A 12,925-nucleotide genomic window follows, 5' to 3' on the forward strand; every position below is an offset into this window, starting at 1 on the left:
ACAAGGGCGCAATGGGACTATTGATGGACAAAAGCCGTGAATCTGGAGGCAAACGGGCAGTGCAGGGTCTACTGCTGTACTTTGCCGTGGGCGCAGGCTGGGTGCTGGGCATCAACCATCTATTGGCTGGTTTGGCCACCAATTCTGTCGAGGGTGCGCGCTACCATATCTTGGCGGACAGTCTGTACCTGTTAGTCACTGGGGGCATGGCTTGGTGGTTGCTCCAACGCAGCGACCATGCGCGAGCGCGTGCCTTTCGGCGTACGGCCCTGATTTTGCGCCACGCCCCAGCCGGTATTGTGCGCGCCGACAGCAACGGCCAGATCCTATGGGCCAACGAGCGCATGTGTGAGTTGACCGGCATGTCTTTGGAGGAGTTGCGCCAGCACCAGTTTCGCAATGTCGTGCAGCCTGCGGACAACAGCTGGGCCGAGCGCCAACGCGCCCGCTTGCTGGCGGGCGAGATTGATCACTACCGAGGCGAGCGCCAATGCCGCCGGCCCGACACCGGTGTGATCGTGCCCGTGATGTGTACCGTCACGCTGGTGCCCCGCGCAGCCAGAGAGCCTGCCCATCTGATCTGTGTGGTGCAGGATATCAGTGACAGCCATGCGGCACGGGCCGCTCTGGAGCGCAGCGAGGCGGGGCTGCATCTGGCCCTTGAAGGCAGCGGCAGCGGCATGTGGGATTGGGATTTGCGTACCCACCAAGGCACGGTCTCTCCCAGCCTAGAGCGCCTGTTGCGCTACCAAGGCGCTGATTTTTTGCATGACTTCTGTTTGCGTACGCGGTTGCATCCCGAGGAGCGTAAACGGGTGCTGGCCGCTGTGCGCTTGGCCGTTGCCACTGGCGATCCTTTTCACCAGAGTCTGCGCTTGCGCTGTTTTGATGGGCAAGAGCGTTGGTTTATGGCCCGGGGCCAGCGCCACTTGGACGCTGCGGGGCAGCCCGAGCGATTTTCAGGCATTCTGACCGATTTGACCCACAGCTATATGGCCGAGGAGCGTCAGCGCCTTGCAGCCACCGTGGTAGACAACACCCTCGAAGGGGTGGTCGTTACGGATGCGCAGAGCCGTATTTTGTCGGTGAATGCAGCGTTTACGCGGGTGCTGGGCTACACCGAAGACGAGTTACTGGGCAAAACGCCGCGCCAGTTCAAGTCTGGACGCCACGACCAGGACTTTTACCGGACGATGTGGGCCACCATGCACCGCACGGGCCATTGGCAGGGTGAAATCTGGAATCGGCGCAAGAACGGTGAGATTTTTCCCGAGCACATGTCTTTGAGTGCGGTGCGCGACGATGCGGGGGCCATTACGCATTACGTTTGCATCTTCTCTGACATCTCTGAGGCCAAGGCGCAACAAGAGCGTCTTGAATACTTGGCCCACCGTGATGCCCTGACGGGGCTCTCCAACCGTGTCTGGTTTGGTCAGCAATTGGAAGGGGCTGTGGCGCAGGCACAGACCCGTGGTGAACATTTGGCCGTGCTGTTGATCAATCTGGATCGGTTCAAGGATGTCAATGACAGCTATGGCCATGCCGTAGGCGATGAGGTGCTGCAACACTTGGCACGGCAGGTGCGCAGTGCCTTGCGCCCAGGGGATCTGCTGGGGCGGCTGGCCGGTGACGAACTGGCTGTAGTGGCCCGCAATTTGCGTCATGCCGATGGGGCCGCAGCGGTGGCCCGCCAACTGCTGGCTGCGGTAGCTGAACCTTGGCATTCTCCACAGGGGTTGGAAGTGGTGGTGGGGGCCAGCGTTGGTATTTGCCTGTACCCTGAGCATGCCGACAGCGCCGAGTTGCTGTTGCAAGGTGCCCATGCAGCCGTTTATGGTGCCAAGGCACGGGGCCGGGGGGCGTTGTGCTTTTTTGCCGAAGAGATGACGATTGCAGCCCGCGAACGATTGGAGTTGGAGTCGCGTCTGCGCCAAGCGTTGGCGCAAGAGCAGTTGGAATTGCATTACCAACCGCAAGCAGATATCGTCACGGGCCGTATCCTTGGTGCCGAGGCTTTGCTGCGCTGGAATGACCCACAAGAAGGTGCCATCTCTCCAGCCCGCTTTATTCCGGTGGCCGAATCTTCGGGCTTGATAGCACCGTTGGGTGAATGGGTGTTGCGCCAAGTGTGTCAACAGGGCAGGCGTTGGCTGGATGCTGGCTTGCCTGCCGTGACGCTAGCGGTCAACGTCTCGCCCCGGCAGTTTCAGCTCACCGATCTGGTGGCCAGCACCCGTGCCGTACTGGCAGAGACCGGCTTTCCTGCCAGTCATCTGGAGTTAGAAATCACCGAAAGTGCCTTGGCCGAGCGTTTTGAGGAAGTGCTCAAGGTGCTGGAAGGCTTACAGGGGCTGGGGTTGCATTTGGCGGTGGATGACTTTGGCACGGGTTATTCTTCATTGGCCCACCTCAAGCGTTTCCCGATTGATGTCTTAAAGATCGACCAGAGCTTTATTCGTGACATTCCTCACCACAGTGATGACATGGCTATCAGTGCTGCCATTATTGCGATGGGGCACAGCATGACGCTGAAAGTGCTGGCCGAGGGCGTAGAAACCGAAGATCAATTGGCCTTTCTGGTAGAGCGTGGCTGCGACAGCTACCAGGGCTATTTGCTCAGTCGTCCATTGCCCGCTGATGAGTTTGCTCTGCTGCTACAGCAGCAAGCGCAGACTGTGGCGCCCAACGCAGAAATGGCAGCAGTGGGATAATCGGGGGCTTTGTCGGTGCCTAGCGTGCGTGCCACCCACACCCGACAGACTGGGGTGCCATTGCGCCGCCCCAGCTACCTATTCCCCATCTTTTTGATCTTTGCAGGATTCCCCCATGAAACGCGAAAACCTCGGCCGCGCGCAGGACGTTACGGCTACCCAGCCCATCAGCCTGGATGTACTCAAGGAAAAATACCTCAAGGCCGGGGAGACCAGCGCCGAAGATTTGTTTCGCCGTGTCGCCCGTTCCTTAGCCAGTGTGGAAAAGGCCGAGCTGCGTGAACAATACGAAGCCTTGTTCCTGGCCAACTTGCACGCTGGTGCCATTGGTGCAGGGCGCATCATGAGTGCGGCGGGCACCGACATCCAGGCCACCTTGATCAATTGCTTTGTGCAGCCTGTGGGCGATTGCATCCAAGGTATGGACGATGAGGGCTTTCCGGGCATCTATGAAGCCCTGCGTGAAGCTGCCGAAACCATGCGCCGGGGGGGTGGCGTGGGCTACGACTTCTCCCGCATCCGCCCACGTGGTGCGGAGGTCAAGGGCACCGCCTCGATGGCGTCTGGCCCATGCAGCTATATCAATGTGTTTGACCAGTCTTGCTCCACAGTAGAAAGCGCGGGCGCACGTCGGGGGGCGCAAATGGGCGTGTTGCGCATTGACCATCCCGATGTGCTCGATTTCATCACTGCCAAGCGTACGCCAGGACGCTGGAACAACTTTAATGTCTCGGTCGGCGTCAGTGATGCTTTTATCGATGCTGTGCAAAATGACCAATCCTGGGAGTTGGTGCACAAAGCATCTCCCGGTGCTACCGTGTTGGCTGAAGGTGCCTACCAGCGCGAAGATGGCCTGTGGGTTTATCAAACCGTGCAGGCCCGCGATTTGTGGGACACCATCATGAAGTCGGCTTACGATTTTGCCGAACCGGGCATTCTGTTTTTAGACCACATCAATACCGACAACAACCTGCACTATTGCGAAGCCATTGCCGCCACCAATCCGTGCGGCGAGCAGCCGTTGCCGTCTTACGGCTGTTGTGACCTCGGCCCTATCATCCTGACCCATTTTGTGCGCAGCCCCTTCGGCTTTGATGGGGCCCCGAGCTTTGATTTTGACGCCTTTGAGAAGTCGGTAGCTCTGCAAGTGCGGGCGCTAGACAATGTGCTGGACGTGACTTTTTGGCCCCTGCCACAGCAGCGTGACGAGGCCCACGCCAAGCGCCGCATTGGTGTGGGTTTTACGGGTATGGGCAACACGCTGGCTATGCTATGCCTGCGCTACGACGCCCCCGAAGGCCGTGCAATGGCCGCCCAGATTGCCGAGCGCATGCGCAACGCTGCCTATGCCGCCTCGGTGGCGTTGGCGCGCGAGAAAGGGGCGTTTCCCCAGTTTGATGCAGAGGGCTATTTGGCTCCCGGTACGTTTGCCAGCCGCCTGCCCGCCGCGCTGCAAAAAGACATCCGCAAACACGGCATTCGCAACAGCCATTTGTTGTCGATTGCGCCCACTGGCACGGTGAGTTTGGCGTTTGCTGACAACGCCTCCAATGGCATTGAGCCGCCGTTCTCTTGGATGTACAAACGCAAAAAGCGTGAGGCCGATGGCAGCACCTTGGAATATGCCGTAGAAGACCATGCTTGGCGCTTGTACCGTGAGTTGGGTGGCGATGTGAACAAGCTCCCCGAGTATTTTGTCTCGGCGCTGGAGATGTCTGCGGGCGATCACATTGCCATGATGGAAGCGGTGCAACCCTTTGTCGATACCGCCATTTCCAAAACAGTCAACATTCCGGCCGACTATCCCTATGAGGATTTCAAAGGCCTGTACCTACAAGCTTGGCGCGCCCGTTTGAAGGGGCTGGCTACCTACCGCCCCAACAACATCTTGGGTTCGGTGCTAGAGGTACACAGCACCACTGCGCCCGCTACCAGTGGCGCCGCTGCCGCTGTGACTGAAACCAATGCAGTACCGATTGACCCCATGCGCACCGTCATTGAAAGCCGCCCCAAGGGCGCATTGTCGGCGGTGGCAGAAAAGGTCGAATACTGGACGCAGGAAGGTAAAAAACGCCTTTATTTGGTGGTGTCGTTCTTGCCAGTATCCAATGCTGAGGGCACCGGCACCGTGGATCGCGCCATTGAGTTCTTCATGCCGGTAGGCCAGAGCAGCGAATCGCAGCAATGGATGACTTCCAGCATGCGTCTGCTTTCGTTGGCTGCGCGTGGGGGCTTTTTGGAACGCGCTTTGAGCGATATGCGCAAGGTGGTGTGGGACCGTGGCCCAGTACGCCTAGGCACGCACCAGAAGGCCGATGGCACCCAAGTGCCCATGTGGCACGACTCCGAAGTGGCCGCTGTAGCCTACGCTATCCAAAACATTCTGGCCCGCCGCGCCAAATTGCGCCAGCAGGGGGCTGCTACTCTGCCCCAGGCCGAGCCAGCCACCTTGGCACCGGCTGCGCCCCCAGTCATGGCGGGTAAAAAATGCGGTGAGTGTGGTGCCCATGCGGTCATTCGCAAGGATGGCTGCGACTACTGCACCCAATGCGGTCACTTGGGCACCTGCGGTTAAGACACGCATACAAAGAAACCAGCGCAAGGCTGGTTTCTTTGTAAATCCCGGTCTGTGGCAGGTCGGGCTAGTGGGCGTGTTTAGGCCAGCAGTGCATTCACACGCTTGACATAAGCGGCGGGATCATCGGGCAAACCGCCCTCGGCCAGCAAGGCCTGATCAAACAGAATGTGCGCCAGATCGTGGAAGTGCACGCTGCCATCGAGCTTTTTCACCAGTGCATGCTCAGGGTTGACTTCTAGCACGGGTTTGGTGTCTGGTGCTTTTTGGCCTGCCTGTTTGAGCATCCGTGCCAGTTGGGTGCTCATGCCATCATCTTGCACCACCAAGCAGGCTGGGGAATCGACCAAACGGGTGGTCACGCGCACATCTTCGGCCTTGTCTTTCAGGGCTTCTTTGAGTTTAGCCAGCATGGGCTTGAAGGCTTCGGCGGCTTCTTCCGCCGCTTTTTTCTCGGTTTCGTCTTGCAACTTGCCCAGATCGACCGCGCCCTTGGCTACGCTTTGCAAGGGGGTGCCGTCAAACTCTTGCAGGTAGTTCAGCGCCCATTCATCCACACGGTCGGTCATCAGGAGCACTTCGATGCCCTTTTTCTTGAACACTTCCAACTGCGGGCTGTTTTTGGCCGCGGCCAAGTTGTCGGCAGTGATGTAGTAGATGGCATCTTGGCCTTCCTTCATGCGGGCCTTGTAGTCAGCCAGTGAAACGCTGGTGCTGTCACTGCTGGTGGAGGCAAAGCGCAGCAGCTTGGCAATGCGTTCTTTGTTGCCAAAGTCTTCACCCAAGCCTTCTTTGAGCACAGCCCCAAACTCGGCGTAGAACTTGCTGTACTTGCCTTCTTTGGCTTTGTCGTCTGCATCCACCACATCGGTCACACCATCGGTGCCTTCAGCGGCTTCGTGTTTGTCGTGTTTGGCCAAATCTTCCAGCATAGACAGCACGCGCTTGGTGCTGCCTTCGCGGATAGCACGCACATCGCGGCTTTCTTGCAGCAGTTCGCGGCTCACGTTCAGTGGCAGATCGGCCGAATCAATCACCCCCTTCACAAAACGCAGATAGGTAGGCAACAGAGCTTCTGCCTCGTCCATGATAAAGACACGTTTCACATACAGTTTGACCCCCGCTTTTTTGTCGCGGTTCCAAAGGTCAAACGGGGCTTTGGCCGGAATGTAGAGCAGTTGCGTGTATTCGGTGTTGCCCTCAACCCGGTTGTGGCTCCAAGTGAGTGGGGCTTCAAAATCGTGGCTGATGGCCTTGTAGAAATCGGCGTATTGCTCCTCAGTGACCTCTTTTTTCGGCCGTGTCCACAAGGCGCTGGCCTTGTTCACGGTTTCCCAGTCGCCGGTCTTGACCATGCCACCAGGTTGGTCGTTTTCGCCTTCTTTCCATTCCTCCTTTTCCATCAGGATGGGCAGGCTGATATGGTCGGAGTATTTGTTGACGATGGACTTGATTTTCCAGGCATTCAGGTACTCTTCGGCATCGGCACGCAGATGCAAAATTACACTGGTACCCCGCTGGGTGCGGGTGATGGTCTCGACTTCAAAGTCGCCAGTGCCACCACTGATCCAGCGTACGCCCTCTTCCGGGGCCAGTCCGGCACGGCGCGACTCGACCGTGATCTTGTCCGCCACGATAAAGCCCGAGTAAAACCCAACGCCAAACTGGCCGATGAGCTGGCCTTGTTCTTTAGCATCGGCTTTTTTGTCCGCTTCTAGGCGGTTCATAAAGTCGCGTGTGCCGCTCTTGGCAATCGTGCCCAGGTGGTCGATGGCTTCTTGCGCACTCATGCCAATGCCGTTGTCAGTGATGGTGAGCGTTTTGGCTTCTTTGTCAAAACTCACGCGCACTTCCAGCTGGGGAGCGTCTTCGTACAGCGCATTGTTGTTCAGTGCTTCAAAACGCAGTTTGTCGCAAGCATCGGAGGCATTGGAGACCAGCTCACGCAGAAAGATTTCCTGGTTCGAATACAGTGAATGGGTGACCAGATGCAGCAGCTGGGCTACTTCAGCCTGAAAGTGCATAGTTTGTTTGCTCATAGGTTCTCTCCAGAAGACCAGTGTGTAAAAATGGCACAGATACAAAAGCGCCTTGCTAACAGGTGTTGGCGGGCGGCTGTGGCAGGCGCGCAGTTATGGGCATTGAGTGCAGTTTCAAGCCAGCCGATAGGAAGAAATTTGCGGCACAGCCTTGCTGTGTGGCCTCCGTTGCCCATTGTGTTGGGGGCATTGCGCAGGCAATTGCGTCGATACACGCTATAAGGACGTAGACTTGCTGCATTCAGCCACCATGCAGCCAATCATCCAACCCCTTGGTGCATCGGTGGTGTGTACATATAGGTCTGGCCTCGCTACGGGCCTTCGCAGCACAATACTCCCATGACCCTGACTGAACTCAAATACATCGTTGCGGTTGCGCGCGAAAAGCACTTCGGTAAAGCCGCAGATGCCTGTTACGTTTCCCAGCCTACGCTGTCGGTGGCTGTCAAAAAGCTCGAGGAAGAGCTGGACGTCAAGCTGTTCGAGCGCAGCGTGGGTGAGGTGGCGGTGACGCAGTTGGGCGAAGAAATCGTGCGTCAAGCGCAGAGCGTGCTAGAACAGGCAGCCGCCATCAAAGAAATTGCCAAGCGTGGCAAAGACCCCTTGGCAGGGGCTTTGACAATGGGTGTGATCTACACCATTGGCCCTTACCTCTTGCCCGAACTGGTGCGCCGCTCCATTGAGCGCACGCCACAGATGCCATTGCTATTGCAAGAGAACTTTACCGTGCGCTTGCTGGAGATGCTGCGCACGGGTGAGATCGATTGCGCTATTTTGGCCGAGCCGTTCCCCGACACGGGCTTGGCGATGGCACCGCTCTACGATGAGCCTTTTATGGCGGCGGTGCCCAGCACCCATCCACTGGCCACCCAAAAGAGCGTCAGTGCCGATGACCTGCGCAACGAAACCATGCTTTTGTTGGGGGCCGGTCATTGTTTCCGTGACCATGTGTTGGAAGTATGCCCTGAGTTTGCCCGCTTCTCCAGCAATGCGGAAGGCATTCGTAAATCGTTCGAAGGCTCTTCTCTCGAAACCATCAAACACATGGTGGCCGCTGGCATGGGCGTGACGTTGGTGCCCCGGATGTCGGTGCCCCGTGATGCCCTGATCAACACCGTGCGCCGGCGCAAAAGTGACGAGACCTATATCCGTTACTTGCCCATGCAAGAGGTGGACGGTAGCGCACCGCCCATGCGTCGCGTGGTGCTGGTGTGGCGGCGCAGCTTTACCCGCTATGAGGCCATTGCCGCCTTGCGCAATGCCATCTATGCCTGTGAGCTGCCTGGCGTGCAGAGGTTGTCCTAATCGGCTTTCTGGGCCAAAACGCCACAAAGGCGCTGGCTGCGCTACATTGGAAGCCTACCTTTTTTCAGGAGAAGCATCATGGCTAAGAGTCCCAAAACCACCGCCCCCGCTATCCATATTGGTATTAGCGACAAAGACCGTGCTGCCATTGCCCAGGGGTTGTCGCACTTGCTGGCCGATACCTATACGCTCTACCTGACCACGCACAATTTCCATTGGAACGTCACTGGCCCCATGTTCAATACCCTGCACACCATGTTCATGGCGCAGTACACCGAACTGTGGAATGCGGTGGATCCAATTGCCGAACGCATCCGCGCCCTAGGCCATCCGGCTCCCGGCTCTTACGCCGAATTTGGTAAGTTGGCCAGTGTGCCCGACGTGCCCACCAAGCCCCCCAAGGCGCTCGAAATGGTGCGCATTTTGGTGGAAGGCCACGAGGCGGTGGCTCGCACAGCGCGAGCCTTGTTTCCTGTGGTCGACAAGGCCAGTGACGAGCCCACCGCCGATTTGCTTACCCAGCGCCTGACGGTGCATGAGCAGACGGCTTGGATGCTGCGCTCTTTGTTGGAAGACTGAGATGGGTCGCCGCCCCAGCACGGTGCCTGCCACCGCAGCACCCACCGAAATCGAGATCAAACTGGCCCTGCCCGGTGCCGATCCGCAGGTGGTGGCTTCCGCTTTGGCAGCCAGTCCAGTGCTGGCGCGGCGCAAAGCCCAGCGCCAGACGGTATTTAGCCAGTATTTTGACACCCCTGATCAGGCGCTGCGTTGTCAGCGCACTGCTTTGCGTCTGCGCCGTTTGGGTAGCCCAGAGCAGCCACAGTGGCGTCAAACGCTCAAAACTGCCGGCCAAGGCGATTCTGCTTTCAGCGTGCGTGGTGAGTGGGAAATGGCTGTGCCTGGCCCGGCGCTGGTGCTGGAGTTACTGCAACATTCTCCCTGGCCGCAAATGGATGTTGATGGTACGCTGTCGGCTGCCTTGCAGCCTTGTTTTGTTACTGAATTTGAGCGCACCACTTGGGTCGTGCGCCAGCGTGACGGTAGCCAAATAGAGGTAGCCTTAGACATAGGCACCATCACGGCAGCCGGTCGCAGTGAGCCCTTGTGCGAGTTGGAGCTAGAGTTGCTCGCTGGGCCGCCCTCGGCGCTTTTTGCCTTGGCCAGCCGTATCGCTCGCACCGTTGCGGTGTTGCCCTTGGCTGCCAGCAAGGCCGAGCGGGGATTTGCGTTGCAGCAGTCGGCCATTGCGGCTCCTGTCCAGGCCCGGCCACCGCAACTTGTGGGGGCAGACACCTTGCGTGCCATCGCCCGGCGTGTATTGGGGGAGGCGTTTGCCCAGTTCACAGCCAATTTGTACCTGCTACAGCACAACGAAGCTCCAGAAATAGTTCACCAGGCACGGGTTGGTTGGCGTCGTTTTCGCAGCGTGTGGCGCATGTTGCGTCCGCTGCTGCCGGGCGTGGCCTTGCCGCCCTTGCAGGCATTGCAGCCCCTTTGGGACAGTCTGGGAGCTCTGCGTGATTTGGATGTGGCACGTACCCAGACCCTGCCCCCCTTGGCACAAGCTTACGCTGCTCAGCATCTGCATGGTGCTACAGACAGCCTCTCCAAGGAGTGGCAGCATCTGCAAGAGGTGTTCACACAGGTGGCTAGCCAAGAGCGGGCTGCTGTGCGCGCCGCATTGGTGCAGCCATCGGTGGGGGCCGCTCTGTTGGCTTTGTCCCATTGGCTCGAAACTTTGGATGGGCCGCTGATGGTCGGTGTGCTTTCACCCTCCGCCAAAGCCCAAGAGCGGGGCATCAAAATTCTGCGCCGCCGAGCGGTTCGGTGGTCTAAACGCTTAGATCAGGCTCTACGAGACTGTGAGCACGATCACACCCCTCAGGGCATAGAGCGTCAGCACCAAGTGCGTATTTGGGCCAAGCGTTTGCGCTATAGCGTTCAGGCTCTGGCGCCGGTGCTGCCCAAACGTTTGCAGCAGCAACACCGCGCCGCCCAACAATTGCAAGAGCGTTTGGGGGCGGCCCGTGATTTGTTGCAGGCGCGTCATCTGGTGGCGCGTTGGGGCGGCTCACCCTTGTGGCAGGCCTTCTTGCAAGGTGTGGCCGCTGCCCAAGCACTCAACAGCCCGCAGTCCTGACGCTGGTGAGGCGGAGATAATTCGCCTGCGCCGATGCAGGTGCCACCCGTGCCTTCTATCCGTCAATCACACCATTGGCTGTGGCGTGCGTGCGTTGCGTGCGGCAGTGTGCATTTCTGATTTTTCTCTGTTTGATTTCTGTTTCGCATGTCCACTGTGAGTCGTAGCCGCCTGTCTCTTTATCTCGATTTGATCCGTTGGGACAGGCCCGCAGGATGGCTGGTTTTGATCTGGCCCACGCTCAGCGCCCTGTGGTTGGCCGCTGGAGGGTTTCCTGGCTGGCATTTGTTGGTCGTCTTTGTGTTGGGCACCATTTTGATGCGCAGTGCTGGCTGCTGTATCAATGACGTCGCCGACCGTCACTTTGACCGCCATGTCAAGCGCACAGCCCAACGCCCTATCACTTCTGGTCAAGTGTCGGTGCAGGAGGCCATTGCAGTCGGTGTTGTGTTGAGCTTGCTGGCGTTGGCGCTGGTGTTGACCACCAATGTCGTTGCAGTCGCTTGGTCAGTGCCGGCTTTGTTGGTCACGGTACTCTACCCCTTTACCAAGCGTTTTCTGGCTATGCCACAGGCGGTATTGGGCATTGCCTTCAATTTTGGTATCGTGATCGCCTTTGCTGCGGTGCAAGGCACCGTACCGTGGTGGGCTTGGCTGTTGTGGTTGGGCAATTTGTTCTGGGTGCTCGCTTATGACACCGAGTACGCCATGGTAGACCGCGATGATGACCTGAAGATTGGTATCAAGACTTCAGCCATCACCTTGGGCCGGTTCGACGTGGTGGCTATCGTCGTGTTCTACCTGTTCTTCCTTGGCTTATGGCGGGTTGCTGTGGCACCCTTGGCCTTAGGAGGACTGTTTGAGATAGCAATGGCAGTTGCTTTGGCCCAGGTAGTTTGGCATTGGAAGCTGATCCACCACCGAACACGCGAAGGCTGCTTCCATGCTTTTCGCGTCAACCATTGGTTGGGGTTTACGGTCTTTCTGGGTATCGTGGCCAGCTATATCGTGCGCCATTGAAGCGGGAGGCAGCGGCTGCCAGTGCCAGTTCTGCACTGAGCAGGTTGCCCCCCTGACCTCTCAGGCACCACAAGCATCGCCCAGTTCTTGGGCGCGTGTTTGGGCTGCACGTAAAGCGGCAATGAAGTGCCGATCCAGCTCAGCGCCACGCATGGTTTCTAGCGCCGCATAGGTGGTGCCACCCTTGGACGTGACCCGTTCCCGCAAGGCTGCGGGGGATTCGTGCGAGCGTTTGGCCAATTCGGAGGCACCGGCAAAAGTGGCAATAGCCAGTTGCTCCGACTGTGCAGCACTCAGACCCATGTCCACGCCAGCCTGCACCATCGCTTCCAGAAAATAGAACACATACGCTGGGCCAGAGCCTGACAAAGCAGTCACTGCATCCAACTGCGCCTCTGCTTCTACCCACAGATGTGCGCCTGTCGAGGCCATGATTTGCTCCACCAACAGCCGCTCTGTCTCACTGACGGATGGTCGGGCATACAACCCGCTGATGCCCTGTCCAATCAAGGCCGGCGTATTGGGCATGGCCCGCACGACCCGCTCACTACCCAGCCAATGGGCAATGCTGCTGCTACGAATACCTGCGGCCACACTCAGATGCAAGGCATTGCGGGTATAGCTTTGGGTGTCCAAGGCGGCATCTTTGAAGTTTTGGGGCTTGATGGCCCAGACGACCACTTCAGCGCGTTCTAACTGGGGGCCAGCACCGGCGTGTGCCACCACACCAAACTGCTGTTGCAATGCGGTGCGGGCTTGTTCCCAAGGCTCTACTACTTCGATCTGGCCCAGAGGCAGCCCTTGGTGGATCAGTCCTCCCAGAATGGCACTGGCCATATTGCCTCCACCAATGAAGGCGATCTGTGGAAAACGGGTTGCAGTAGTTGTTGACATGCGGGGAGTCTCCATCGTCAAGTAAAGATTGGCATGGTAGCGGCTTGCGATGCATCGCCGGTTGTCTTTTTGCTGCGACAAATGGATCTAAGCATTGACACCCCAACATTTTTTTGAAACAATCGCGGGCTTCGCTGTCAAAAAGCGAAGTTTCTGCCCCACAAGAAGCGTTGCAAATGGTTTGCGTCGCTGACGACGGGCCCAAGACTGACTGGCTGGTTGGCAGCGCTTGAGAGTT

General features: G+C 58.2%; 8 protein-coding genes. 6 read left to right on the top strand and 2 right to left on the bottom strand.

What is annotated here, in order from left to right; all coding sequences use genetic code 11:
- The first annotated feature begins 11 nt into the window (after nt 1-11).
- Together ACFO6X_RS10690 and ACFO6X_RS10695 are read left to right on the top strand one after the other, a co-directional pair.
- Complete coding sequence (locus tag ACFO6X_RS10690; RefSeq protein WP_382432837.1) at nt 12-2,711, top strand: sensor domain-containing protein; 2,700 nt, start codon at nt 12-14, stop codon at nt 2,709-2,711.
- Nucleotides 2,712-2,826: 115 nt separating this feature from the next.
- The gene (locus ACFO6X_RS10695; protein ID WP_382432839.1) at nt 2,827-5,286 is read left to right on the top strand and encodes an adenosylcobalamin-dependent ribonucleoside-diphosphate reductase; all 2,460 of its coding nucleotides are present in this window, start codon (nt 2,827-2,829) and stop codon (nt 5,284-5,286) included.
- Between the two features lie 80 nt (nt 5,287-5,366).
- Here the strand turns inward: ACFO6X_RS10695 and htpG are convergent, their stop codons facing one another.
- Nucleotides 5,367-7,325 carry a molecular chaperone HtpG gene (gene htpG, locus ACFO6X_RS10700; RefSeq protein WP_382432841.1) on the bottom strand — a complete coding sequence of 653 codons (1,959 nt, stop codon included), beginning with the start codon at nt 7,323-7,325 and terminating at the stop codon, nt 5,367-5,369.
- 339 nt (nt 7,326-7,664) lie between these two features.
- Between htpG and ACFO6X_RS10705 the strand changes: the two genes are divergently transcribed.
- The 4 genes from ACFO6X_RS10705 (at nt 7,665) to ubiA (ending at nt 11,793) form a co-directional block, all read left to right on the top strand.
- Nucleotides 7,665-8,630, top strand: a complete 966-nt coding sequence (locus tag ACFO6X_RS10705) for a LysR substrate-binding domain-containing protein (protein WP_382432843.1) — start codon at nt 7,665-7,667, stop codon at nt 8,628-8,630.
- 78 nt (nt 8,631-8,708) lie between these two features.
- Nucleotides 8,709-9,209, top strand: coding sequence for a Dps family protein (locus ACFO6X_RS10710; protein WP_382432845.1), 501 nt, complete (start codon nt 8,709-8,711; stop codon nt 9,207-9,209).
- 1 nt (nt 9,210) lies between these two features.
- Entirely contained in the window at nt 9,211-10,773 is a 1,563-nt protein-coding gene (locus tag ACFO6X_RS10715; RefSeq protein WP_382432847.1) for a CYTH and CHAD domain-containing protein, read from the top strand.
- Between the two features lie 147 nt (nt 10,774-10,920).
- Nucleotides 10,921-11,793 carry a 4-hydroxybenzoate octaprenyltransferase gene (ubiA, locus tag ACFO6X_RS10720; protein WP_382432849.1) on the top strand — a complete coding sequence of 291 codons (873 nt, stop codon included), beginning with the start codon at nt 10,921-10,923 and terminating at the stop codon, nt 11,791-11,793.
- A 60-nt stretch (nt 11,794-11,853) separates the two neighbouring features.
- Here the strand turns inward: ubiA and proC are convergent, their stop codons facing one another.
- Nucleotides 11,854-12,687 carry a pyrroline-5-carboxylate reductase gene (gene proC, locus ACFO6X_RS10725; RefSeq protein WP_382432851.1) on the bottom strand — a complete coding sequence of 278 codons (834 nt, stop codon included), beginning with the start codon at nt 12,685-12,687 and terminating at the stop codon, nt 11,854-11,856.
- Nucleotides 12,688-12,925: the final 238 nt, after the last annotated feature.

It is taken from the genome of Giesbergeria sinuosa, assembly GCF_042652905.1.
In the GTDB taxonomy this organism is placed as follows: Bacteria; Pseudomonadota; Gammaproteobacteria; order Burkholderiales; family Burkholderiaceae_C; genus Simplicispira; species Simplicispira sinuosa.